Below are 24330 nucleotides of genomic sequence, written 5' to 3'. Positions count from 1 at the left end.
AGCTATTTCTGTCGCTCAAACCGGCTGAACTGAAACGCCTGCGTCGAATTCCACGGCGTATGATGCGTCTCGCCGCGCGTCTCGACCAGTTCGAACTCCGGCCCGAGCTCCGCTGCAAGACTGGCGCTGTCATGGCGCTGCACCGGCAAGCCGCTGCATTTCTCCGGACCGTCGGGTGCAAACGTCGCGATAATGACGTGGCCACCGGGCGCAAGCGCAGATCGCAGGCGCTCGACGTAAGCGGCCCTGTCGCGGGAATCCGTCAGGAAGTGAAACGCCGCGCGATCGTGCCATACATCGTAAATCCTCGCCGGCCGCCACGTCGTGGCGTCGGCGACGATCCAGTCGATCGTCGAGGCGGCGTGGCCAATTCGGCGCTTGGCTGCGTCGAGCGCGTTGGCGGAAAGGTCCAGCACGGCAACATCGCGATATCCGCCGTGCAAGAGAGCGTCAACCAGCCGCGAAGCGCCGCCGCCGATATCGATGATGGCGGCGTCATGATCCGCCGTGGCCGCGCGGATCATCTCGAGCGAGATCGCCGGGCTGTCCTGAAACCAGCTGACTTCCGCCTCGCCCTTGGTGGCGTACACGTGCTCCCAATGGCCGCTTCGGTCAGGCAAGGCGGGTGCTCCGGACTAGGCCGGCATGACAGCGAGCGAGGCAGCATCGCTCTCGACCGGCAGCTTGCGCACCCGCAACATGGGGTGCGCCCGCACGGACGAAAGAGCTATTCTTCCTTCTTCGACATCCGCTCCAGGCGTTCCTGCATTTCCTTCATCTGCTGGCGCAAATCGTCGATGTTGCTGTCCTTCGGCGTCTCTGCGTTCGCATCCGGCTCGGACTCAGCGCTTGTCGCCGAGCGGGGCGGGACGAACGGCTTGAACATCGAAAAAGTCTGCTGGAACAGCTCCATGTTGCGGCGGACTTGTTCCTCCAAGGGAGCAAAAGGAGTGCCGGACAGGCTATTGGCGATCTGCTTGCGGAACTTCTCTTGCTCCTGGGTCAGGGTCGCGATCGACTGCTCCAGATATTTCGGCACCACCATCTGCATGCTGTCGCCGTAGAAGCGGATGAGCTGGCGCAGGAAGGTGGTCGGCAGCAGGTTCTGGCCGGCCTTGTTCTCCTGCTCGAAGATGATCTGGGCGAGCACGGAGCGGGTGATGTCGTCGCCGGTCTTGGCGTCATAGACCAGGAAATCTTCGCCATCCTTGACCATCGCGGCGAGGTCTTCCAGCGTCACGTAGGTACTCGTCCCGGTGTTATAGAGCCGGCGGTTCGCGTATTTCTTGATGGTGGTGGGTTGGTCTGATTTCGCCATGGGCTCTCACTTGCAAGCGCGGAGAACGGGAACCCGGCGGGCAATGCCGCAGGGCGGGAAGAGTACGCAACGCAACAAAATAAGCATTTTCAAAGGGGTCACGCTACCGTTTTGTGCGGCACGGTTAATTGCGGTGCAAAATCTTGCTTGCGAAAGCGCCAAGAACGCTATTTTGAATGCGCCGCGGCATGAATTCGGTCGCCGGCCGATTGACATGCCTCAACGACGTTAACAGGATGGCCGACGAGACTGGCGAGCCGTTTTCCTAAGCCCCGCCTGCCCCTTTCAAGAACCTCAAGCCTCAGGAGATGCCCATGTCAGACGATGTCGTCATCGTCAGCGCCGCCCGCACCCCGGTCGGAAGCTTCAACGGAGCCTTCGCGACCCTTCCCGCCCACGATCTCGGCGCCATCGCCATCAAGGCGGCGCTGGAGCGCGGTGGCATCGAGCCCGGTCGGGTCTCGGAAGTCATCATGGGGCAGATCCTGACCGCCGCCCAGGGTCAGAACCCGGCCCGTCAGGCCTCGATCGCCGCCGGCATTCCGGTGGAGAGCCCGGCCTGGGGCGTCAACCAGCTGTGCGGCTCGGGCCTGCGCACGGTCGCGCTCGGCTACCAGGCGCTGCTCAACGGCGATTCCGAGATCGTGGTCGCCGGTGGCCAGGAATCCATGAGCATGGCCCCGCACGCCCAATATCTGCGTGGCGGCGTCAAGATGGGTGCCGTCGAGTTCGTCGACACCATGATCAAGGATGGCCTGTGGGATGCCTTCAACGGCTACCACATGGGCAACACCGCCGAGAACGTGGCGCGGCAGTGGCAGATTACCCGTGCCCAGCAGGACGAGTTCGCGGTCGCCTCGCAGCAGAAGGCCGAGGCGGCGCAGAAGGCCGGCAAGTTCAACGACGAGATCGTCCCGGTCACCATCAAGTCCCGCAAGGGCGACGTGGTCGTCAGCGCCGACGAATATCCGCGTCACGGCGCAACGCTCGACGGCATGGCAAAGCTCAAGCCCGCCTTCGAAAAGGACGGCACGGTCACCGCGGGCTCGGCGTCCGGCATCAATGACGGCGCTGCCGCCGTGGTGCTGATGACCGCCAAGCAGGCGGCCAAGGAAGGCAAGAAGCCGCTCGCGCGAATCGTCTCGTGGGCGCAGGCCGGTGTCGATCCGAAGATCATGGGCTCGGGCCCGATCCCGGCCTCGCGCGCCGCGCTGAAGAAGGCCGGCTGGAACGTCGGTGATCTCGACCTGATCGAGGCCAACGAAGCCTTCGCTGCGCAGGCCTGCGCGGTCAACAAGGACCTCGGCTGGGATACCTCCAAGGTCAACGTCAATGGCGGCGCGATCGCGATCGGCCATCCGGTCGGCGCGTCCGGCGCCCGCGTGCTGGTGACGCTGCTGCACGAAATGCAGAAGCGCGATTCGAAGAAGGGCCTTGCCACGCTGTGCATCGGCGGCGGCATGGGCATCGCGATGTGCATCGCGCGCGACTGAAGATAGCTTACGCGTAACTGACGTGTCATGCGCGCGTGCGCTGCACACATTGGTTAGTGCGTTGCACGCGACTAAAAAGGCAGCGGTTGCAAATCAAATATTCTTCGCAACCGCGCAAGCCTCGACTAAAGAGAAACGCCCGGCTCAACGCCGGGCGTTTTGTTCTTGATGTCCGTCAAACGTCCCGCATAATCCGGAGTTAAAAAACGATCACGTCAGAAACGTCCGAAGAGTCCAAGGGAAGGAATACGATATGGCACGTGTTGCATTGGTCACGGGTGGTACGCGGGGCATCGGTGCTGCGATCAGCAAGGCACTGAAGGCGGCTGGCTACAAGGTTGCGGCGAGCTATGCCGGCAACGACGCGGCGGCGGAGAAGTTCAAGGCCGAGACCGGCATTGCGGTCTACAAATGGGACGTCAGCAGTTTCGACGCCTGTGCCGAGGGCGTGAAGAAGGTCGAGGCCGATCTCGGGCCGGTCGAGGTGCTCGTCAACAATGCCGGCATCACCCGCGACACCGCCTTCCACAAGATGACGCTCGATCAGTGGAACGCCGTCATCAACACCAATCTCGGTTCGCTGTTCAACATGACGCGCCAGGTCATCGAAGGCATGCGTTCGCGCAAGTTCGGCCGCATCATCTCGATCTCCTCGATCAACGGCCAGAAGGGGCAGTTCGGTCAGGTCAACTATTCCGCGGCGAAGGCCGGCGATATCGGCTTCACCAAGGCGCTCGCGCTCGAGAATGCCAAGGGCGGCATCACCGTGAATGCGATCTGCCCCGGCTATATCAACACCGAAATGGTGCAGGCGGTGCCGAAAGACGTTCTGGAAAAGAACGTGATCCCTCAGATCCCGGTCAACCGGCTTGGCGAGCCCGAGGAGATTGCGCGCGCGGTCGTGTTCCTCGCGGCCGACGAGGCCGGCTTCGTCACCGGCTCGACCATGACCATCAATGGCGGCCAATATCAGGCCTGAGATAACGCCAGGCTCTTAAAAGCCTGTAGCTTCAGGCGCGACAAGGCGATAGTGAAGACGAAAATGCCCGGCCTCGTGCCGGGCATCATCGTCCTCGGGCCTTGATTGATGACCCCGCGCACAGCCACCCTGATCGGATTGACCGCGATCCTGATGTGGTCGCTGCTGTCAGTGATGACGGTGGCGACCGGAAAGATCCCGGCGTTCCAGCTCGCCGCGATGACCTTCGCGATCGGCGGCCTCGTCGGTCTGCTCACCTGGATCGGCCGCGGCGAGGCGGCGAAAAGCCTGCGCCAGCCGCTCGTCGTCTGGGCCGTCGGCGTCGGCGGTCTGTTCGGCTATCACGCGCTGTATTTTCTCGCCTTGCGCTTTGCGCCGCCGGCCGAAGCCGGCTTGCTGAATTATCTTTGGCCGCTCCTGATCGTGCTGTTCTCGTCGTTCCTGCCGGGCGAGCGGCTCGCGCTGCATCACATCGTCGGCGCGGTGCTCGGCCTCGTCGGCACCGTGCTGCTGTTCGCCGGCAACACCAGCGGCTTTGCGCCGGGAGCGGTGCCGGGGCTAGTGGCGGCCTTCATCGCTGCGTTCGTGTGGGCAATTTATTCGGTGTCGTCGCGGCGTTTGAAGGCCGTGCCGACCGATGCGGTCGCCGGCTTCTGTCTCGCCACAGCGGTGCTCGCCGCGTTGATGCACGCCGCGCTCGAAACCACCGTCATGCCGGAGACGAGCTTGCAATGGCTCTCCGTGGTCGCGCTCGGCATCGGCCCCGTCGGTGCCGCCTTCTACGCCTGGGACATCGGCATGAAGCGCGGCGACATCCGCGTGCTCGGCGCCGCCTCCTATGCGACGCCGCTGCTCTCGACCGGCTTCCTGATCGCCGCTGGTTTTGCAAAAGCCAGCGCCAACATCGCGATTGCCGCGATCCTGATCGCCGGCGGCGGCCTGATCGCGGCGAAGGATATGGTGCTGCGGAAGCGATGAGCTAAAGCGCCGGCTGCCACCCTGGTGGCCGGTACATCGCCTCCGGAATCTGTCCGAGCTCGGAACGCTGCAGGCGCTGCGGCATCAGGCCATAGAATTCCTGGAAGCTGAGGATGAGCGGTCGCCATTTATCGGGATCGATGCGGTTGCTCGCCCCACTCATCATGATGGCGGGGTGCGCGTGCACGCGGGTGATGCGAACCTCGATTGCGGCGAGATTGCCGCGCCAGACAGCATCGTCCTGCGCCATCTCATGCACATATGCGACCTTGGCTTCCATTTGCACCGGACATTCAGTTGCACGCGGCGCGCCGACCGTTTCGCCTGCCAGCGCCGTCAATCCGCAGAGGCTGAACTTGTCCTTTTCGTACCGATAACCGCGATAGAGTTTTCCCGATGGCACCGGGTTCGATCCGGTGGTGCGCGCGAGGCGATCGACGGCGGCAACGAGATCTGCCGACGGCAGATTGAGCACGCATTCGCCGGTGCGAATCATGTTCTCGGTGGTCTTGGAATTGCGCGCGAGTCCGAGCATGCAGCGCCACCCAACCCACCATGCCGATGACATCGGCGCGAGATTGTGAGAGCCGTCGTCATTGATCGTTCCGATCAGGACGACGGGTGTTCCAAAATACAGAATGGCCGGGTCGATCTGGACGGCGGCGGGACCGAGTGTTCCGTGCATCGTGCGCTCCTGTTCACTGGAAGCGCTGTCCTAGTGCGGAAGACAAATGGGACCCACCCGATTCCGGATCGCAGCTTCAGGGCTCCCAGTCCTGAGGTGCGAGTTCAAAGCCTGCGAACTCGAACGCCGGAGCGACAGTGCAGCCGACCAGCGTCCACTCGCCCGACGTCTCGGCGGATTGCCAGGCCTGCGCCGGCACGATCGCCTGGGGCCTGTCGCCATTCGCAAGATCGGTGCCGAGGCGCACCACATGCTGCGAGCAACCGTCATGGGCGATGCGCAGCGTCAGCGAGCTGCCGGCGTAATAGTGCCACGTCTCGACCGCGTCGACGCGATGCCAGTGCGAACGCTCGCCGCGTGCGAGCAGGAAATAGATCGAGGTCGAGCGCGACCGGCCGTTGGTGTCCGTGGTCTGGTCGCGGAACGTCTCGCGGTAATGCCCGCCTTCAGGATGCGGGCGGAGTTCGAGGCGCGCGATGATCTCGGCTGCGGTCGGCATCGATCCTCGTCAAGACTTGTTCTTCAGGACTTGTTCTTGCGCTCGCGTAGCTCGCCGAACACCGCGGCGGCATCCGCGCCCTTCATGTGCAGCCTGGCCGCGACCGACGGTTCGTCCGCGCGGAGGAACACGTTTGCCCGCTTCTCGTCACCCAGCAGTGTGGGAATGGTCGGTTTATTCTCGGCCCGGAGTTTCGCCACCTCCGCCGCGCGCGCCTGGAGCGCCGCATTGTCGGGATCGACGGTAAGCGCGAACTTGACGTTGGAGGCCGTGTATTCGTGGCCGCAATAGAGCTTGAAGTCGTCGGGCAGGGCACGCAGCTTCAGAAGCGAATCCCACATCATCGGATAGGTGCCCTCGAACACGCGCCCGCAGCCGATCGAGAACAGCGTGTCGGCGGCGAAGACCGTCTTCTCGGTGTCGAACACGTAGGAGATGTGGTCGAGCGTATGGCCGGGCGTCTCGATCACACGCGCCAGCAGGTTGCCGATCTTGACCACGTCGGCATTGGCGACACGCAGATCGACGTTCGCGATCTCAGTGGTCTTGTCGTGCGGCGCGACGACGCGGCAATTGTATTTGCGCTTGAGTTCGGCGACCCCGCCGACATGGTCGCCGTGATGATGGGTGATCAGGATGTCGGTGAGCTGCCAGCCCTCGCGCTCCAGCGCCTTCACAATGGGGCCGGCCTCAGGCGCGTCGATGGACGCCGTCGCCTTGGTTTCCACATCGTGGATCAGATAGCCGAAATTATCGTTTAAACAGGTGAAAGTACGAATTTCGGCGGCCATATCATCTCCATCGCGCTCAGCCCCGCCAGACAAATATGGCGTTAACGTCGCGCAGGCAATGCAATATTCCGCGCGCGGCGCCGGCCTTGCGCATGTTACATTGCCGTCATGACCATCGATGTCGTCGACCTCCGCGAGTTCTATTCCCGCCGCCTCGGGATTGTGGCGCGACAAATGATCAATCGCGGCATCCGGGAGCGCTGGCCGCGTGCCGACGGCCAGCGTGTGCTCGGCCTTGGCTATCCCACGCCCTATCTGGGGTTGTTCCGGGAAGATTCCGAGCGCTGCATCGCCTTCATGCCGGCGGCCCAGGGCGTCCTAAAATGGCCGACGGGACGGCCGGCGCTGGCCTCGCTGGTCGACGAATTCTCGCTGCCGCTTCCCGACGCCGCGGTCGACCGCATCCTGCTGGTCCACGCGCTGGAGATGTCGGACGATCCGGCGGCGCTGCTGCGCGAGGTGTGGCGCGTGCTGTCGCCGTCCGGGCGCGTGATCGCGGTGATCCCGAACCGGCGCGGGGTGTGGACCCGCACCGACAGCACGCCGTTCGGTCACGGCCGGCCCTATTCGCGCTCGCAGATCACCGATCTGTTGCGCCAGACCTGGTTTACGCCGACTGCCTGGGGCGAAGCGCTGTTCATGCCGCCCTATGCCGGCGGTTGGGTGCTGAAGTCGGCGCAGATGTGGGAGCGCGCCGGCGCGGCGCTGTCGCTGCCCTTTGCCGGCGTGCACATCGTGGAGGCCACCAAGCAGGTCTACCGCGCGATCCCCGCCAAGCGCGAACGGGCGCGGCTCATTCCCTCGCTCGCGAAGCCGGTGCTGGTGCCGTCCTCGACGGTGACGCGCAGCTGAAAAAATCGTCCCGGCGAGGCCGGGACGATTTCAGATCGGAGGTCCAGAACAGGCTTACTCGCCGGACGCGAGATCGTCGCTCGAGGCGGCCGGAGCTGCCTCGCGCTCGGGGCGCGGACCATGCGGCCGGCGCCGCCGGCGCGGATAGCGTTCGCCACCGCCGGCGCCGCCCTCGCCGCCATTCGCGCCGGCATTCACTTGCGGCTGCGCGCCGGTGATGAAGGACGGCAGGCGATCGACGCTGCCGGCATCGGCGATGACGGGTTGCGGCTGGTTCGCGGGCAGCGGCTGCGGCTGATATTGCGGCTGCGGACGATGATCGCGCTCGCGGTGCTCGCGCGGCTGCTGGTTGTCACGCTGGAACGGCTGCTGGTTGTCGCGTTGCTGATGATCGCGCTGGCCGTCGCGGTCGCGCACGAAAGACTGCTGCGGCGGCTGCGGGACGAAGCCCGGTTCCTGGCCGAAATTCGAGAAATTCTCGCCGTCGTCTTCGCCGTCGTCGCTGTTGCTGCTGACCGGTTCGTCACCGCGTGGCTGCTGATTCTGGCGGAACTGTTCCTGGGCCGCGGCGATCAGGCGGAAATAATGCTCGGCATGCTGGTAGTAGTTCTCGGCCGCAACGGGGTCACCGGAGGAGCGCGCGTCTCGCGCGAGCTGGAGATACTTTTCAGCGATGTGCGAGGCGGTGCCGCGGATCTTGATGTCGGGTCCGTTGGACTCGTAGACCCGGGTCATCGGGTTCTGGCTGCGCCGGTTATTGTTGTTGTTGTTGTTATTGTTGTTGCGGTTGCGCATCCGCTGCTTGTTCTGACCGTTTCTCATGTCCTGCCTTTAATTCCAGCCCTAAACGTTGCACGCATTACAGATTGCCAGGAGTGACCCGGTGACAGCGGCTCACATCGCTCGCGCGCACTGCGCGCAAGCGGATTGATCCCTGCCGATGTTCGTCGACCGTCGCGTTCAACAAGGACGCGTTCCCCACCCGCCAGCACTGATCGCCAGCGAACCCATTCATTTTGCTTGCCGAAACAAGCCCAGCGGTGTTGCGTAAGTCTTCAAGCGCAATATCAGGCTTTCGTTCACTTTGCGGTCGGAGAGCAGCGCAGCTCCACTGGCTATCGCGCTTCACAGGACCTGCGGCTTGGAACCTTTATCAGTAAAGCTCTCGCCCGAGAGCCCGGCTTTCGCCCGTAGGTCTACGGGGCCGGCACCGATGTGTTGACCGAAACGTAGTCGTTCCCAAGGGATATTCCAAGAGCTATTTGCAAGCCAATCCGGCTTTTATGGGGGCATTTTTCGGGCCGAAACGGCCCGGGGAATGCCCGCAAGGTCGGCCTTGGGTGGCCTGTCTACCGTTAACCCCGCGGCCGCCATAAGGGTTTCAATATTTCTCGCCTGGCCCTGGCCGGCCTCGACGATCAGCGCTCCGCCGGGGGCGAGACGCTCGCTCGCCTGCGGAATCAGGGCGCGGTAGGCGTCATACCCGTCATTGCCGCCGTCGAGCGCCAAATGCGGATCGTGCTCGCGCACCTCGATGCTCAATGTCGGAATTTCGGCCGAGGGAATATAGGGCGGGTTCGACACGATGAGGTCGAACGGGCCGCCGAGCGCCGACGCGTAGGAGCAGGCGACGAAGCCGGCGCGGCCGGCGAGGCCGAGAGCCGCCGCATTGTCGCGTGCCGTGTTGAGCGCCGTCAGGCTGACATCGGTGCCGACGCCAAACGCATCGGGAATTTCGTGCAGCAGCGCGAGCAGGATGGCGCCCGAACCGACGCCGATATCCGCGATTCCAGGGCGTTGTCCCGATATCGTGAGCCCGCGAAAAATCTCGAGCGCCAGCTCGACGACGGTCTCGGTGTCCGGCCGGGGCACCAGCGTCGCCTCGGACAGCCGGAACGGCATGCCCCAGAAGTCCCGCGCGCCGAGAATGCGGGCGACCGGCTCATGTGCCAGCCGGCGCTGCGCATATCGTTCGAGGCGCGCGGTCTCCTCAGGTGTGAGTTGTCGTGCCGCCTGCGTCATCAGGCCGGTCAGATCGAGCTCCAGGGCAGCGCCGACGAGCAGGCGCGCATCGAGGGCGGGCACCTCGATGCCGGCCGATTGCAGCCGCGCGGTGAGGGCGCGACGCGCACTCTCTATGCTGTTTCCGGGATCGAAGCCTGTCGTCAATGGAACCATCCTACCCCCCATCGTGGATAGATCGGCAGGCTTGCTTGCGTCAACGGAAAGGAGCGCGTTTGATCGCGCCCTCGCAGCGAGGGAGGGGATCCGTGACGGCCTACGACGATCAGAACGTCTTCGCAAAGATCCTGCGCGGCGAGATTCCCTGCTTCGAGGTCTTCAGGGACGATCGCAGCCTGGCCTTCCTCGACATCATGCCACGTGCGCCCGGACACACGCTGGTCATTCCGCGGGCGCCGGCGCGCGGCATCCTGGATATCGCCGATGACGATCTCGCCGCGGTCGCGAGAACCGCCAAGCGGATCGCGATTGCGGCGATGAGGGCGTTCGACGCCGAGGGCATCATCCTGCAGCAGTTCAGCGAGCCGGCCAGCGGGCAGGTGGTTCTTCACCTGCACATGCACGTCATGCCGGTCAGGTCCGGTATCGAGCTATTGCCGGCGCAGACGCGCAAGGAAGACATGGCCGTGCTCGCCGATCACGCCAAACGGATGGTCGCGGCGCTTGTTGGCTAGAGCATGATCCGGAAAAGTGCGCAGCGGTTTTCCGAAGAGATCATGCTCAAAAAATCATCTAAACGCCGAGATAGCGCTGTAGCAGTTCCGGCTGGGCTTTCAGCTCCAGCGCCGGCCCCTCATGCACGATGTGGCCGTTGTTGATGATGTAGATCCGGCCCGCCAGCGCCAGCGTCGCCGCCAGATTCTGCTCCACCAGCACAATGGTCTGCCCGGCGGCCGCCAGCTCGCGGCAGGCCTTGACGAGATCCTGGACGATCACAGGCGCAAGGCCCTCGAACGGCTCGTCGAGCAGCACGATTTTGGGATCGCGCACCAGCGCCCGCGCGATCGCGAGCATCTGCTGCTCGCCGCCGGAGAGCTCGGTGCCGCGGTTGTTACGACGCTCCTTCAGCCGGGGAAACATCTCGTAGATGCGGCCGAGCGGCCAGCGTTTCGGCGCGGTGATCCCTGCAAGGGTGATGTTCTCCTCCACCGACAGGCTGCCGAAGATGCGGCGCTCCTCGTGCACGAGCTGCATGCCCGCCCGCGCGATCTTGTGGCTTCTGCGTCCGGCGATGTCGATGCCGTCGAATTTCACGCTGCCGCTGCGCGGGGTCACGACGCCCATCAGGCTCTTCAGCGTGGTGCTCTTGCCGGCGCCGTTGCGGCCGAGCAGTGCCACCACCTCGTGACGCTCGACGTGCATGGTGACGTCGAACAGGATGTGGGAGTCCCCGTAATAGCTGTTCAGGCCGTTGACCTCGATCAGGCTCATGCGGCGATCTCTCCGTGAACGCCGCCGAGATAGGCTTCCTGCACCGCGGCGTTGGTCTTGATTTCTTCGGGCGTGCCGGAGACCAGCACGCGGCCTTCCTGAAGCACGGTGACGCGCTCGACCAGCTCGAACAGGGAATCCATGTCGTGGTCGATGATGATCATGGTGCGGCCGCGCGCGATCGACTTGAGCAGCTTGACGGTCTCGACCCGCTCGCGCGGGCTCATGCCGGCGAGCGGCTCGTCGAGCAGCAAGAGCCGCGGTGAGGTCGCGAGCGCAAGCCCGATCTCCAGCCTGCGCTTCTCGCCATAGGCGAGTTCGGACACGGGCGTGTCGGCGCGGCGGGTCAGATTGACCAGTGCCAGGGTGTGCTCGACTTGCTCCGTCAGGCCCTTGACGCCCGAGAGCTTGCGGAACAGATCAAGCCGGAATTTCCCGCGCAGCTCGGCCAGCGCGGCGATCGTCAGGTTCTGGCGAACGGTGAGGCCAGTGAAGAGCTGGTTGACCTGGTAGCTCTTGGTGAGGCCGAGCTGGCAAACCTCGGTGACCTTCAATCCCGTGATGTCGCGGCCCTCGAACACGATCCGGCCAGATGTCGGCGCGATCTCGCAGGTCAGCATCTTGAAGAAGGTCGACTTGCCGGCGCCGTTGGGGCCGATGATGCCGCGCAGCTCGCCCTGGTTGACGCTGAAATCGATGTCGCTGTTGGCGACGAGGCCGCCATAGCGCTTGGTGAGACTGGTGGCCTTCAGGATCGGCCCGGAATAAGCGGGATGCTCGACCTCCTTGGCCTGCATCGGCGCTGGCGCGGGTTGCTGTGTCGCCGCGGCGTCCGCAGCTTCCTGTTCAGTCTCAGCTTCCGTCCGCTTACGCTTGCCGGAGGCGAGGCGATAGAGATCCGCAATTCCCCCGACGATGCCGCCGCGCAGGAAGCAGACCAGCAGCACGAACACGACACCGAGCACCAGCTTCCAGGCCGCTCCGAGCCCGAGCGCGGCCTGCAGGAAATCCTGCAGGAAGAGCCAGACCGCCGCACCGACCAGCGGCCCGAACAGCGTGCCTCTGCCGCCGATCGCGGTCTGCATCACGAGCTGGCCGGATGTCTCGAAGGTGAAGGCATCGGGCGGCATGAAGGCCTGGAGCACACCGAGCAGGCCGCCCGCAAACCCCGCGTAGGCGGCAGCGATCACGAAAGCAGTCAGCTTGTAGCCGTGGATGTTGTGGCCGACCGCCGTGGCGCGCAGCGGATTGTCCCGGATCGCGCTCAAAATCGCCCCAACCGGCGAGCGGACGATCCTGAGCGCGATGATGACGCCGACGAGGTAGCACAGCGCGATGAATTGATAGAGCGACCAGCCATTGCTGAAGTGGATGGTGGTGAAGCCGAGATTGAAGCTCGGCGTCGGCACGCCGGGCAGGCCGTTCTCGCCGCCGGTGAAATCCGACAGCGGATTGAACTCGACGAAGAAGAACACCTGCGCGATCGCCACGGTGATCATGGCGAAATAGATGCCGGTCCGGCGCAGCGCGATCAGGCCGACGAGGTAGCCGGTCGCGGCGGCCGCGATCATGCCGATGATCAGCGCACCCAGCACGTTGCCGAAGCCGGCGCGCGTCAGGAGATAGGCCGCGACGAAGCCCCCGGTGCCATAGAAGGCGGATTGGCCGAACGACAACAACCCGGTGAAGCCGAACAGGATGTCGAAACCGAGCCCGAACAGGCCCCAGACCAGGATCCGGTTCACGGTGTTCGGCGCGAAGCCGAGATGGGGCAGCACGAAGGGAGCCACGATCAGGCCGATGGCCGTCAGCGTCTCGATCAGGAATGGGCGTTGCTTGAGCATCGGGGAATCGCTTACTCGCGGCCCTGGACGCCGAGTAGGCCATGCGGTCGCACCACGAGTACGAGCGTCATGACCGCAAACAGCATCACATAGGCATAACCGGGGTTGAACATGGAGGTGACGCTGATGATCTCGCCGGCGATCAGCCCGCCGAGGATCGCGCCGGGGAATGAGCCGACGCCGCCGATCACCACCACCACGAAGGTCTGGACCAGGATGTCGTCACCGATGCCCGGTGTCAGCGAGACCACCGGCGCGTTGATGATGCCGGCAAAGCCGGCGGCCATTGCGCCGATGCCGAACACGACCATGAAGACGCGGTAGACGTTGATGCCGAGCGAATCGACCATCACGGAGTCCTCGATGCCGGCGCGCACGATCATGCCGAGCCGGGTCCGGTAGAGGATGATGAACAGCGCGCCGAGCGCGACCGCGACGATGCCGACCACGGCGAGGCGATAGGTCGGATAGAACATGAAGCCGAGATTGGTGATGCCCTGGAACAGCGCGGGCGGCGGCACCAGCTGCGACTGGCTCGAGAAGATCAGACGCACGAGCTCGACGAAACAGATGCCGAGCCCGAAGGTCACCAGCAGCTGATCCTCGTGCGGACGATGATAGAAATGGCGGATGATGACGCGCTCCATGAGCACGCCGAGCAGCATCACGAACAGCGACCCCGCGATGACGGCGAGGACGAACGATTCCGTATACTGATAGGCGACGAAGCCGGCATAGCCGCCGATCATGAACATCGCGCCATGCGCGAGGTTGAGCACGCCGAGCGTGCCGTAGATGATGGTCAGACCGGAGCTGATCAGCGCGAGCAGCGCGCCGAGCGCCAGCCCGTTGAAGAGCTGCGAAACGAGGTTGGGCCAACTGATCATGAAAGGGTCACTGTTGCGAGGCGCCGCGGCGCGCCAAAAAGGTGACGCCGCAGGAGCAGAGGGCAGCCCGCGGCGTCACAGGGGTTAGAGCGGGCTCAGCTGTAGTCGCCCGGATGGCAGCCGAAGGCGTCCGGTTTTTGCATCAGGCTTTCACCGGGGACGATCTCGACTACGTCGTACCAATCTTCCTTGTTCTTCATGTCCTTCTGCATCTTGCCCTTCACGATCACGACAGGACGGATGCACTGGTGGTCCTCGGGACGGTAATGCACGTCGCCGACGAGCGAGGGGATCGTCTCGCCTTTCTCATAGGCCTTGATCACATCAGGCGGGTTGAAGCTGCCGGCCTGCTCGCACATGCGGGCCCAGTGCGCGAAGCTGACATAAGCATTCTCGGCACCCCATTCCGGCTTGTAACCGTACTTCTTCTCGAAGGCCTCGTTGAACATCTTGGCCAGCGGGAACTTGTCCTCGAGCGTCCACCAATAGTCGGTGGCGGCGTAGACGCCCTGCATCAAGCCGCCGGTCTCGCGCGCGATGAACGGCACCTGATACGGGACCACCAGCTTCATCTTGTCGAGGACACCGAACTGCTTGGCCTGCTGGGTCGACAGCACCGCGTCGTGGCCCCAGTTGACGTTGATCAGCACGTCGGCGCCGGAATTCGCGACGTTCAGAAGATATGAGGAGTAGTCGGGCGCGCCGAGCGGCGCGACCTGATTGGTCACGGTGGTCCAGCCGGCGGACGCAAGGAAATCCTGCATCGACTTGGTGACGGTGTGGCCGTACGTGTAGTCCGGCGTGAGATACGCGGCCTTCTTGCCCTTGCCGAATTCCTTGACCATGACGGGGCCGATCGCCGCCGCGGCGGTTTGGCCGAAGAAGTTCTGGCGGAAGCCGTAGCGGACGCAGTCCTTGCCGGTGGTGTCGTTCGAGCCGGAAATGCCGCACACGAAGATCACCTTCTCGCGCTGGGCGAGCTTGTTGAGCGCGACCGCGACCGCGCTCGACGTGCCGCCGGTGATCATGATCGCCTTGTTCTCGCTGATGAAGCGTTGCTGTGCCTGCACGGCCTCGTTCGGTTTGGCTGCGGAATCAGCGACGCCAAACTTGAGCTCCTTGCCGAGCACGCCTTTGCTGGTCTTCGGCGAGATCTTCTTGATCAGCTCGTGACCGCTGTTGATGTGCTCGATCGCGAGTTGATAGCCCTTGAGCTCGTCCTCGCCCTGAACGGCATAGGTTCCCGTGCGCGGCACCGAGATGCCGATGAAGGCGGTGGAACCCGAAACGCCCGCGGGATAGGTGCCGATCGGCTTGTCCTCGGCCAAGGCCGGCATCGCCGGCAGCACCGAGCCGCCGATGAGGCCCGCGGTGGTCTGGAGCAGGCCGCGGCGCGAGAGGCCGCGGCGGACGAGATCGTCAGTCATGATCGTTTCCTCCGAATGTCGTTCTTGTTTGCAGGCACAACACGACCTGTCCGGCGGCAGCCGACCTCGAGGGCCTGCCTGCACCGGGCACGTCACATCCGCGTGTAGCTCCTGGACGTAAACATTGCTTGTGAACACCTTCTGTCAATTTCGTCTTTGGTCGAACGACGAAAATTATCGCGTGAAAACATATCGGATCACGATATATATTAGTCTTTGTGAGTACGAGAATGGCGGGTTCGGCGAGAGAGATGCCGCGGCAGACGACAGTAGCGGGTACCCGGAAGCGACGATCCTGGCCGCAAGAGGCGGAGCGGCAGGAGGCGGCGCGGCCTGCGGGGGAGGGGAGCGACCAACGCGTATCGCCGCAGTCCGGCGATGGCTCGCGCATGTCGGAGCCGCGCAGTCGGTCCGTCGGTCAACGCGGGCCGGCCGTCGGCTCCGTCCAGGCCAAGCGCACGCCGGTGCCGATGCAGAGACTTAGCGTGCGCGCCCAGAATGTCTTGAAGGAACTCGCGGTCGAGCTCACCGGCGAGCAGCCGCCGAAGGGGACATGGTCGCCCTCGCGCGAGCTGCTGCTTGCGTTGACGGCCGAGCGACTTGCGACGACGCGCAATTGCGGTCCTCACACGATGCAAGAGATCGTCGACTGGGCGCAGGGCTGCGGCGTGACCATCAAGCCGGTGATCCCGCCCGGCGGCTCGCTGTCGCAGATGTGGGGTGAGTTGATCACGAATGCATCCGACGGCGCCTTGACCAGCGCCGAGATCGTCAGTGCGCTTCAGCGTTCGATCAGGCGGAAGAGCGTTCGTATTCCGATCGCGTTTCAGGTCATCCTGGTGAAGATCCTGCTGTCCAACTACGAATAGGAGAGCTGCAAAAGCCCCCATATTTGTGCATCCGCGACGCCTGCCGATGGTTCCGCCCGGGCTTCCTTGCTAATCTCGGCAGCTCCCGCTTCGCCGGCGGGCGGGCTGAGGTCGAAGGCACGGAATGGCTGAATCGAAACGGAAGACTGGACGCACGGCGCGGGCTGCTCCCGCAAAGGGCGGTGCGATGCGTGAAGCCGACTACACGGCGCTTGCCCAATTCCGCCGCCAGTTGCGAGGCTTCCTTGCTTTCAGCGAAGCCGCGGCCCAGAACGCCGGGTTGACGCCGCAGCAGCACCAGGCGTTGCTGGCGATCAAGGGATTGGCCGGCCCCGGCGGCGCCAGCGTCGGCGACATCGCCGGCTTCCTCCTGATCCGGCACCATACGGCGGTAGAGCTGGTGGATCGCATGGCGAAACTGAAGCTGATCGGCCGGGAAGCCGATCCCGAGGACGCAAGGCGCGTTCTCGTCAAGCTGACGGCCAAGGGCGAGCAGAAGCTGCGGTCGCTCTCGCGCATTCATCTGGACGAGCTGGGTGCCGCCGCTCCCGCCTTGGCCAAGCTCCTGCGATCGTTCCGGGCCAAGGCACGCTGAATAAGGCGCGCTGAACAAGACACGCTGAAGCGCGGATTCAGGCCGCTGCGCCTTGTGCGGCGAGTTGCGCGGCCTGGTGCTCGGTGGTCAGCGCGTCGGTCAGCTCGCCGAGCGCTTCGCCTGCGATCACCTGCGGCAGCTTGTAGAGCGTCAGATTGATGCGGTGGTCGGTGACGCGCCCTTGCGGAAAATTATAGGTGCGGATGCGCTCAGAGCGGTCGCCGGAGCCGACCTTCTCCTTGCGCTCCGCCGAGCGCGCGGCATCGACGCGTTGCCGTTCGGCGTCGTAGATGCGCGAGCGCAGGATGTTCATGGCGGAAGCGCGGTTCTTGTGCTGCGAGCGGCTGTCCTGCATCATCACCACGATGCCGGTCGGGATGTGGGTGATGCGGATCGCAGACTCAGTCTTGTTGACGTGCTGGCCGCCGGCTCCTTGCGCGCGCATGGTCTCGATTCGCAGATCGTCGTTCTTGATGTCGACGTCGACATCCTCGACCTCCGGCAGCACGGCGACTGTCGCGGCCGAAGTGTGGATGCGTCCCTGCGTTTCGGTGTCGGGCACGCGCTGCACGCGGTGCACGCCGGATTCGAACTTCAGCTTGGAGAACGCGCCGCGGCCCTGCACCTCCGCGATGATTTCCTTGTAGCCCCCGACGGTGCCTTCGCTGGCCGAGATCACCTCGACTTTCCAGCCCTGCAAGGCCGCGAAGCGCTCGTACATCCGGAACAGGTCTCCGGCAAACAGCGAGGCCTCGTCGCCGCCAGTGCCGGCGCGGATTTCCAGCACCACGTTGCGATCGTCCATGGCGTCTTTGGGCAGCAGCGCAACGCGGATCTTCTGGACCAGTTCCTCGATTCTCGGTGCGAGCTCGTTGCGTTCGGCTTCCGCCATGCCGCGCATCTCGGCATCGGTTGCGGGATCGGCGATCAGCGCTTCTGTGTCGGCGAGCTCCTTGACGGCGGAACGGTAGGCCTTCACCGCTTCGATCAGCGGCGTGATCTCGGCGAGCTCGCGCGTGATCTGCACGTAGCGTTCGGAGGCGAGTTGCCCCAGCGATTCGGCCTCGAGTGAGGCGTGATGGGCGAGCAGGACGTCCAGTTTGGCTTCGGGGAGTGACGACATCGGTTCAGTCTCAAATGGCGGGAGGCGAGGCGGCAGGGAGCGGGACAGGCCCGCTACAACGCCAGGCCTTCGGCCTCGGCAAATTCCGTGAGTTTCTGCCGGATCGAGACGCTGCCCGCCGGCGCGTCCAGGAGCGGGCCGAGCATGGCTTCGGCCTTCTTTGCATCGAGATCGATCACCATCGCCTTGACCGGGCCGAGCGCGGTTGCCGAAAGCGAGAGTGAGCGATAGCCGAGCGCGATCAAAGCGAGTGCGCCGAGCGGCTTGGACGCCATCTCGCCGCAGAGCGAAAGCGACTTCTTCGCCGCCTGCGATTTGTGCGCGATCTCGCGCAGCGCGCGCAGGATCGGCGCCGACATGGTGTCGAAGCGCTCGGACACTTTTGCGTTGCCGCGGTCGACTGCGAACAGGAACTGGAACAGATCGTTGGAGCCGACCGAGATGAAGTCGACCTTCCTCAGGAGCTCGTCGAGCTGATAGAGCAGGGCCGGCACCTCGACCATGGTGCCGATGTCGATTCGTTCAGGCAGCGTGTGGCCGTGCTGACGCAAGTAAGTGAGCTCGCGCTCGACCAGCGCCTTCGCCGAATCGAATTCGGCGACCTCCGAGATCATCGGGAACATGATGCGCAGCGCGCGGCCGCCGCCGGCGCGCAGCAGCGCGCGAATCTGGCCGCGCAAGAGGCCGGGGCGATCCAGCCCGAGCCGGATCGCGCGCCAGCCGAGCGCGGGATTTTCCTCGATCACGGCTTCCATATAAGGCAGGGCCTTGTCGCCGCCGATGTCGAGGGTGCGGAAGGTGACGGGCTTGTGACCGGCGGCATCCAGCACGGTGCGATAGAGCGCCAGCTGGTCGCTGGTGCGCGGCAGGCTCTGGCCGACCATGAATTGCAGTTCGGTGCGGAACAGGCCGATGCCGGCGCTGCCGGTGTCCTCGATATGCGGCAGGTCGATGGCAAGACCTGCGTTGATCATCAGCTCGACCTTCTGGCCGTCCCTGGTGACGCAGGGCCGGTCGCGCAGCGCCAGATATTGCGCTTGGCGGCGGGCGCGGAAGCGCACGCGCTCAGCGAAGGCCGCTTCGACTTCCTGAGAGGGGCGCACATAGATCGAGCCGGAGGTGCCGTCGACGATGATGGCGTCGCCGGGATCGGCGATGCCGGGCGCGTTCGGCACTTCGCCGACCGCGGGAATGCCGAGCGCGCGGGCCACGATCGAGACGTGGGAGTTGGCGGTGCCTTCCTCCAGCACGATGCCGCGCAGGCGCTTGCGGTCGTAGTCGAGCAGCGCCGCCGGGCCCATCGCGCGCGCGATGACGATGGCGTTGTCGGGCAGCTGCTCGCGCGACGGCGCATGGTCCTGACCGACCAGCTGCCGCATCAAGCGGTAGCCGAGATCCTCGAGATCGTGCAGCCGGTCGCGCAAATAGGGATCGGTCGAGCGCAGCATGCGTGCGCGGGTGTCGGACTGCACGCGCTCGACGGCGGCTTCCGCCGTGAGGCCGGTGGCGACCGCCTCGTGCAGCTTGTGCGACCAGCCCTGGTCGTTGGCGAACATGCGGTAGGCTTCCAGCACCTCGCGATGCTCGCCGCCTTCGGCGACGTCGCCGCGCTCCAGCATGCGGTCGAGATCGGCGCGCAGCTTGGCGAGCGCGGTGTCGAGCCGCTTGATCTCCTTCGGCAGGTCCTCGGCGATGTAGTCCTTGATGACGACGCGCGGCTCGTGCAGCACGACATGGCCGAGCGCGATGCCCTCCGAGAGGATGGCGCCGACCTTCTGCGCGGAATGGCGCGCGGCCGGTTCCTGGCCCGGCTGGGCCAGCGCGGAGAGTTCGCCGGAGGCGATCAGCTCCGCCAGCACCATCGCTGTGGTCTGCAGCGCCTCGAGCTCCTCCTCGACATAGTTGCGCTTGGCGCGGTTCTGCACCACCAGCACGCCGAGCGTGTTGCCGGCCCGCAGGATCGGCACGCCGAGGAAGGAGTGGTAGATTTCTTCGCCGGTCTCGGGGCGGAACGAGAAGGCCGGGTGGCTCTGCGCATCGCTTAGGTTGAGCGGTGTCGCCTCGCTGGCGACGAGGCCGACCAGGCCTTCATGGGCGCTCAGCACGGTGTGGTGCACCGCCTCGCGGTTGAGGCCCTCGGTGGCGTAGAGCTCCAGCGTGTTGTCGATGCGCAGCACATAGACCGAGCACACCTCGGCCACCATGTTGGCGGCGATCAGCACCACGATCTTGTCCAGCCGCTCCTGGGCCGAGACCTGCTCCGCCATGGTTTCGCGGAGCCGTCTCAACAAGACGCGGGGACCTCCCGACGCGCTCCGCATGTCCCGTCAATCTCCTCCGTGTGCCCGGCCCGGCGGTATCGGCCGGCGGCTGGCCCATAATTCCAGAAAAACAACCAATTTGTTTGTCCGGCGCCGGCACAAGCCCAAAATCACTTGAGATTTAGCGCTTGCACCGGAGCGGCGCCGCCTGAACTGGGACACAGTCTGCGGCAGCCCACCCTGTTCGCCGTATAGCGAATTGAGGCTTGTTTTGCCAAGCAAAACGCCTGCCAAACGCGAAGGTGTGTACACCTTCGCGTTTGCTGCGACCGCTAAGAGAAAATTAGTCCAAGCATGGTCCGGAAAAGTGCGAAGCGGTTTTCCGCAAAGACCATGCTTAAACAGCAATCTGAAGCGCGACGACGGTCGCTTCAGCCCTGATCGAGGCCGTAGAGCGTGTGCAGCGTGCGTACCGCAAGCTCGGTATAGGCGGTGTCGATCAAAACCGAGAATTTGATCTCGGAGGTTGTAATGGCCCGGATGTTGATATTCCGCCCCGCGAGGGCCGAGAACGCCTGGGCGGCGACGCCGGCATGGCTGCGCATGCCGCTGCCGATCACCGAGATTTTGGCGACATCGGTGGCGGTATCGAGCCTGATATAGCCGATCTTGCCCTTGGCGGCGGTAATCGTGTCCTTGGCGCGGGTATAGTCGGCCGCCGGCACCGTGAAGGTGAGGTCGGTGGTCTTGCCGTCCTCGGAGACGTTCTGCACGATCATGTCGACGTTGATGTTGGCATCCGCCAGCGGGCCGAAGATCGAGGCCGCAACGCCCGGCTTGTCCTCGATCTGGCGCACCGAAATCTGGGCCTCGTCCTTGGAGAAGGCGATACCGGTGACGACGTGGCTTTCCATGATCTCCTCCTCGCTGCAGATCAGCGTGCCGGGCGGCTGGTTGGCATGCGGGTCGATGTCCTCGGGCTTGTCGAAGCTCGAGCGGACGAAGATCGGCATGTTGTGGACCATGCCGAGTTCCACCGAGCGGACCTGGAGCACCTTTGCGCCCTGAGAGGCCAGTTCCAGCATGTCCTCGAACGCGATCTTGTCGAGCCTCTTGGCCTTCGGCACGATTCGCGGGTCGGTGGTGTAGACGCCGTCGACGTCGGTATAGATATCGCAGCGGTCGGCTTTGACGGCTGCGGCAATTGCCACGGCCGAGGTGTCGGAGCCGCCGCGGCCGAGCGTGGTGATGCGGTTGGTCTCGGCGTTGATGCCCTGGAAGCCGGCGATGACCGCGACCTCCTTGCGCTCCCTAAAGCGCTTGATGATCTCGCTGCCGTCGATGTCCTCGATCCGGGCCGAGGCATGGGCGTCGCTGGTCTTGATCGGGATCTGCCAGCCCTGCCAGGAGCGGGCCTGGATGCCCATGCCCTGGAGCGCGATGGCAAGGAGGCCGGAGGTCACCTGCTCTCCAGAGGCGACGACGGCATCATATTCGCGCGCGTCGTGCATCGGCGAGGCCTCGGTGCACCAGGCCACCAGCTCGTTGGTCTTGCCGGACATCGCCGAGACGACCACGGCCACTTCGTGGCCGGCATCGACCTCACGCTTCACATGGCGTGCGACGTTGCGGATACGTTCGATGTTGGCGACGGATGTGCCGCCGAATTTCATCACGAGGCGGCTCATGACGACGCGTGCATTCCCTCATAAGGATAAGTATGGTGACCCGCGCGAGGCGATGCTGCGGACACCCGACCGCGCGTATACAGAGGGGCGGGGCCGGGGGCAAGCGGGTTCCTGCTCCGGCCAATCCGGGCAATGGGTTAATCGAGGTTATGGCGCGCTATATTGACGAAATCCTGCAGCCGGGCGAGCGGGTGCTGTATTCGACCAATGCGCACTGGATCTTCTATTTTCCGGCGATCCTGGCTTGGATCGTGGCCTTGGGCCTGTTCGTGCTGTCGCGGCAGACCGCGGTCGATGGTCTCGTGATTCTGTGTCTCGTCGCCGCGGCGCTGGTGGCTCTCGCTGCCCTGTACTGGACCGTGAAGGGCTGGTTCCATCGCTTCACCACCGAGACCGACGTCACCAATCTCAGGATCGTGCACAAGACCGGCTTCATCAAGCGCCGCACCTTCGAGATGGCGCTGGACAAGGTCGAGAGCGTCGACGTCAACCAGACGATTCTTGGACGTATTCTCAACTACGGCGATGTGACCATCAACGGGGTCGGCGAAGGCCGTGAAACCATCCGGACGATCGCCTCGCCGCTCGCCTTCCGTAGTTCGATCACCACGCGGTAGGACCGCGCGTAACCATGAGCATGCAGCAAAATACTTCCGCAACCGCCCAGCCGGGCTCGACCGTCGATGCCGCCGAGATCGCGAAATTCTCAAAACTCTCGGCCGAGTGGTGGGACCCCAACGGCAAGATGGCGCCGCTGCACCGGATCAACCCGCTGCGGCTCGGCTATATCCGCGACGCCGCCTGCCGCAAGTTCGAGCGCAACGTGCGCAGCCTCAACTGCCTCGGGTCCTTGCGCGTGCTCGACATCGGCTGCGGCGCCGGCCTCTTGTGCGAGCCGCTGTCCCGCCTCGGGGCGCAGGTCATCGGCGTCGATCCTTCCCAGAGCAGCATCGCCGCCGCGAAGCTGCATGCCGACAAGGGCCATCTTGCGATCGACTACCGCTGCACCACGGTGGAGGAGATCGACCCCCGCGAGCGCTTCGACATCGTGCTGGCGATGGAAGTGGTCGAGCATGTCGTCGACGTCGGCGTCTTCCTGAAGCGCTGCGCCTCGATGCTGAAGCCGAATGGCCTCATGGTGGTCTCGACGCTGAACAGGAACTGGAAGAGCTTCGCGCTCGCCATCGTCGGCGCCGAATACGTCCTGCGCTGGCTGCCGCGCGGCACCCATGAGTGGAATAAGTTCGTCACTCCCGACGAGTTGACAAAATACCTGCTCGACAACCGCCTCGTCATCACCGAGCAGACCGGCGTGGTCTACAGCCCCTTCGCCGACAAATGGACCCTCTCGTCGGACATGGACGTGAACTACATGGTGGTGGCCGAAGGGATGGTGTGAGGGGGCGTGGAACGGTGTCGTCCCCGCCTAGTGCGCAATTGCGCACGAGGCGCAGGACCCATGCCGCGGAATCTACCGAGTTTGTTGCGAGAGCATCGCACCCATGACGTCCACGTGATTGACCTGCTTCGCTGCTAGCGGCAGGTTCGCTGAACATCCCTTCCTGCATTTTGCCACCCCCCATGCTCACCATCGCCAACCTCTGGATTCCCTTCACCGTCATTGCCGCGCTCGGGCAGGTCGCGCGCAATGCGATGCAGCGGTCGTTGACGAAGCCGCTGGGGACCTGGGGCGCGACCAATATCCGCTTCCTGTTCGGCTTTCCGTTCTCGGTGCTGTTCTTAGGGGTGGTGCTGATCGCGACCGGCGATCATCTCGGTATGCCGCCGACCGCGTTCTGGCCATGGCTGCTGCTCGGGGCGCTCAGCCAGATCGTCGCCACCGGCCTGATGCTGCTGGCGATGAACGACCGCTCCTTCGTGGTGACGACGGCATATCTGAAGACCGAGGCGATCCAGACCGCGATCTTCGGCTTCGTCTTTCTCGGCGATCACCTGACCTGGCTGAAGGTGCTGGCGATCGTAATTGCGACCGTCGGTGTCGTCATCACCGCGCTGCGGCCCGGCGGTGAGAAGAGTTTTGCGGAATTGAGGCCAACCATCACCGGCCTCGTTGCTGCTGCGGCCTTCGCGCTCTCCGCGGTCGGGTTTCGCGGCGCCATCATCAACGTGCCGGGCGTCTCCTTCGTGACCGCGGCCTCGTTTACACTGGTGCTCGGCCTCCTCGTGCAGACACTGATCCTGACGATCTATCTGCTCTGGCGCGCGCCAAATATCCTGCGGGCGATTCTGGGGCTATGGCAGCCGTCGATGCTCGCGGGCTTCATGGGCGCCTTCGCCTCGCAATTCTGGTTTCTGGCGTTCGCGCTGACCGCCGCCGCCAATGTCCGCACGCTCGCTTTGATCGAGGTGCTGTTCGCGCAAGGCGTGGCGTATTACTCGTTCAAGCAGCCGATCGCACCGCGCGAGATTTTCGGCATTGTGCTGATCGTAGTTGGGGTGGGCGTGCTGGTGGGCCTCTAGCCAAGTCCCTCAACTGCCGTCATGCCCGGGCTTGTCCCGGGCATCCACGATCTTCTTTGTCACAGCAAGAAAAGGCGTGGATGGCCGGGTATCAACCCCGGCCATGA

At 64.3% G+C, this 24330-nt stretch carries 24 protein-coding genes; 10 read left to right on the top strand and 14 right to left on the bottom strand.

Going from position 1 to position 24330, the window contains the following annotated elements; all coding sequences use genetic code 11:
* Positions 1 to 2: 2 nt before the first annotated feature.
* Positions 3 to 620: a class I SAM-dependent methyltransferase gene (locus tag IVA81_RS26825; RefSeq protein ID WP_247323552.1), complete on the bottom strand. Its 618-nt coding sequence runs from the start codon at positions 618 to 620 to the stop codon at positions 3 to 5.
* Between the two features lie 107 nt (positions 621 to 727).
* A complete protein-coding gene (gene phaR, locus IVA81_RS26820; RefSeq protein WP_247323551.1) occupies positions 728 to 1318 on the bottom strand; it encodes a polyhydroxyalkanoate synthesis repressor PhaR in 591 nt (196 codons plus the stop codon).
* Between the two features lie 314 nt (positions 1319 to 1632).
* Between phaR and IVA81_RS26815 the strand changes: the two genes are divergently transcribed.
* From IVA81_RS26815 to IVA81_RS26805, 3 genes are all read left to right on the top strand, one after another.
* On the top strand, positions 1633 to 2811 hold the full coding sequence (locus IVA81_RS26815; RefSeq protein WP_247323536.1) for an acetyl-CoA C-acetyltransferase: 1179 nt from the start codon (positions 1633 to 1635) through the stop codon (positions 2809 to 2811).
* 253 nt (positions 2812 to 3064) lie between these two features.
* Positions 3065 to 3790: an acetoacetyl-CoA reductase gene (gene phbB / locus IVA81_RS26810; RefSeq protein ID WP_247323534.1), complete on the top strand. Its 726-nt coding sequence runs from the start codon at positions 3065 to 3067 to the stop codon at positions 3788 to 3790.
* A gap of 108 nt (positions 3791 to 3898) precedes the next feature.
* A complete protein-coding gene (locus IVA81_RS26805) occupies positions 3899 to 4768 on the top strand; it encodes an EamA family transporter (RefSeq protein ID WP_247323532.1) in 870 nt (289 codons plus the stop codon).
* Between the two features lies 1 nt (position 4769).
* Here the strand turns inward: IVA81_RS26805 and IVA81_RS26800 are convergent, their stop codons facing one another.
* The 3 genes from IVA81_RS26800 to gloB all read right to left on the bottom strand — a co-directional run bounded on the left by IVA81_RS26800 (position 4770) and on the right by gloB (position 6743).
* Positions 4770 to 5453: a flavin reductase family protein gene (locus tag IVA81_RS26800; RefSeq protein WP_247323529.1), complete on the bottom strand. Its 684-nt coding sequence runs from the start codon at positions 5451 to 5453 to the stop codon at positions 4770 to 4772.
* A 76-nt stretch (positions 5454 to 5529) separates the two neighbouring features.
* The gene (locus IVA81_RS26795) at positions 5530 to 5952 is read right to left on the bottom strand and encodes a cupin domain-containing protein (RefSeq protein WP_247323527.1); all 423 of its coding nucleotides are present in this window, start codon (positions 5950 to 5952) and stop codon (positions 5530 to 5532) included.
* 23 nt (positions 5953 to 5975) lie between these two features.
* Positions 5976 to 6743, bottom strand: coding sequence for a hydroxyacylglutathione hydrolase (gloB, locus tag IVA81_RS26790; RefSeq protein WP_247323525.1), 768 nt, complete (start codon positions 6741 to 6743; stop codon positions 5976 to 5978).
* Positions 6744 to 6851: 108 nt separating this feature from the next.
* On the opposite strand from gloB, the gene IVA81_RS26785 reads away from it, so the two are divergent.
* A complete protein-coding gene (locus IVA81_RS26785; RefSeq protein ID WP_247323522.1) occupies positions 6852 to 7595 on the top strand; it encodes a methyltransferase domain-containing protein in 744 nt (247 codons plus the stop codon).
* Between the two features lie 54 nt (positions 7596 to 7649).
* On the opposite strand, the gene IVA81_RS26780 is transcribed toward IVA81_RS26785, so the two are convergent.
* The gene (locus IVA81_RS26780) at positions 7650 to 8417 is read right to left on the bottom strand and encodes a DUF4167 domain-containing protein (RefSeq protein ID WP_247323519.1); all 768 of its coding nucleotides are present in this window, start codon (positions 8415 to 8417) and stop codon (positions 7650 to 7652) included.
* Between the two features lie 459 nt (positions 8418 to 8876).
* Complete coding sequence (gene prmC / locus IVA81_RS26775) at positions 8877 to 9773, bottom strand: peptide chain release factor N(5)-glutamine methyltransferase (protein WP_247323518.1); 897 nt, start codon at positions 9771 to 9773, stop codon at positions 8877 to 8879.
* A 92-nt stretch (positions 9774 to 9865) separates the two neighbouring features.
* Between prmC and IVA81_RS26770 the strand changes: the two genes are divergently transcribed.
* Positions 9866 to 10291 carry an HIT family protein gene (locus tag IVA81_RS26770; protein WP_247323516.1) on the top strand — a complete coding sequence of 142 codons (426 nt, stop codon included), beginning with the start codon at positions 9866 to 9868 and terminating at the stop codon, positions 10289 to 10291.
* A 58-nt stretch (positions 10292 to 10349) separates the two neighbouring features.
* On the opposite strand, the gene IVA81_RS26765 is transcribed toward IVA81_RS26770, so the two are convergent.
* The 4 genes from IVA81_RS26765 to IVA81_RS26750 form a co-directional block, all read right to left on the bottom strand.
* Complete coding sequence (locus tag IVA81_RS26765; RefSeq protein WP_247323514.1) at positions 10350 to 11048, bottom strand: ABC transporter ATP-binding protein; 699 nt, start codon at positions 11046 to 11048, stop codon at positions 10350 to 10352.
* Positions 11045 to 12892, bottom strand: coding sequence for a branched-chain amino acid ABC transporter ATP-binding protein/permease (locus IVA81_RS26760; protein ID WP_247323512.1), 1848 nt, complete (start codon positions 12890 to 12892; stop codon positions 11045 to 11047). Before IVA81_RS26760 ends, IVA81_RS26765 begins: the two co-directional genes overlap by 4 nt.
* Positions 12893 to 12903: 11 nt before the next feature.
* Positions 12904 to 13779, bottom strand: a complete 876-nt coding sequence (locus IVA81_RS26755; RefSeq protein WP_246929047.1) for a branched-chain amino acid ABC transporter permease — start codon at positions 13777 to 13779, stop codon at positions 12904 to 12906.
* A gap of 95 nt (positions 13780 to 13874) precedes the next feature.
* Positions 13875 to 15206, bottom strand: a complete 1332-nt coding sequence (locus tag IVA81_RS26750) for a substrate-binding protein (protein WP_247323510.1) — start codon at positions 15204 to 15206, stop codon at positions 13875 to 13877.
* A 389-nt stretch (positions 15207 to 15595) separates the two neighbouring features.
* Between IVA81_RS26750 and IVA81_RS26745 the strand changes: the two genes are divergently transcribed.
* Positions 15596 to 16075: a hypothetical protein gene (locus IVA81_RS26745; protein ID WP_247323508.1), complete on the top strand. Its 480-nt coding sequence runs from the start codon at positions 15596 to 15598 to the stop codon at positions 16073 to 16075.
* Between the two features lie 124 nt (positions 16076 to 16199).
* On the top strand, positions 16200 to 16670 hold the full coding sequence (locus IVA81_RS26740; protein WP_247323506.1) for a MarR family winged helix-turn-helix transcriptional regulator: 471 nt from the start codon (positions 16200 to 16202) through the stop codon (positions 16668 to 16670).
* Positions 16671 to 16707: 37 nt separating this feature from the next.
* Here IVA81_RS26740 and prfA read toward each other — a convergent pair whose 3' ends face one another.
* From prfA to IVA81_RS26725, 3 genes are all read right to left on the bottom strand, one after another.
* The gene (gene prfA / locus IVA81_RS26735) at positions 16708 to 17793 is read right to left on the bottom strand and encodes a peptide chain release factor 1 (protein ID WP_247323503.1); all 1086 of its coding nucleotides are present in this window, start codon (positions 17791 to 17793) and stop codon (positions 16708 to 16710) included.
* 53 nt (positions 17794 to 17846) lie between these two features.
* Positions 17847 to 20114: a phosphoenolpyruvate--protein phosphotransferase gene (gene ptsP, locus IVA81_RS26730; protein ID WP_247323501.1), complete on the bottom strand. Its 2268-nt coding sequence runs from the start codon at positions 20112 to 20114 to the stop codon at positions 17847 to 17849.
* Positions 20115 to 20485: 371 nt separating this feature from the next.
* The gene (locus IVA81_RS26725) at positions 20486 to 21742 is read right to left on the bottom strand and encodes an aspartate kinase (protein ID WP_247323491.1); all 1257 of its coding nucleotides are present in this window, start codon (positions 21740 to 21742) and stop codon (positions 20486 to 20488) included.
* A gap of 149 nt (positions 21743 to 21891) precedes the next feature.
* On the opposite strand from IVA81_RS26725, the gene IVA81_RS26720 reads away from it, so the two are divergent.
* The 3 genes from IVA81_RS26720 to IVA81_RS26710 all read left to right on the top strand — a co-directional run bounded on the left by IVA81_RS26720 (position 21892) and on the right by IVA81_RS26710 (position 24223).
* Positions 21892 to 22359 carry a PH domain-containing protein gene (locus IVA81_RS26720; protein ID WP_247323490.1) on the top strand — a complete coding sequence of 156 codons (468 nt, stop codon included), beginning with the start codon at positions 21892 to 21894 and terminating at the stop codon, positions 22357 to 22359.
* 14 nt (positions 22360 to 22373) lie between these two features.
* A complete protein-coding gene (ubiG, locus tag IVA81_RS26715) occupies positions 22374 to 23141 on the top strand; it encodes a bifunctional 2-polyprenyl-6-hydroxyphenol methylase/3-demethylubiquinol 3-O-methyltransferase UbiG (RefSeq protein ID WP_247323489.1) in 768 nt (255 codons plus the stop codon).
* Between the two features lie 182 nt (positions 23142 to 23323).
* Complete coding sequence (locus tag IVA81_RS26710) at positions 23324 to 24223, top strand: EamA family transporter (RefSeq protein WP_247323488.1); 900 nt, start codon at positions 23324 to 23326, stop codon at positions 24221 to 24223.
* The last annotated feature ends 107 nt before the right edge of the window (positions 24224 to 24330 follow it).

Origin of the sequence: Bradyrhizobium sp. 141, assembly GCF_023074055.1 — a bacterium.
In the GTDB taxonomy this organism is placed as follows: Bacteria; Pseudomonadota; Alphaproteobacteria; order Rhizobiales; family Xanthobacteraceae; genus Bradyrhizobium.
Note: the sequence above shows the minus strand (reverse complement) of the source record. Positions and strands in the feature narration are given on the sequence as shown.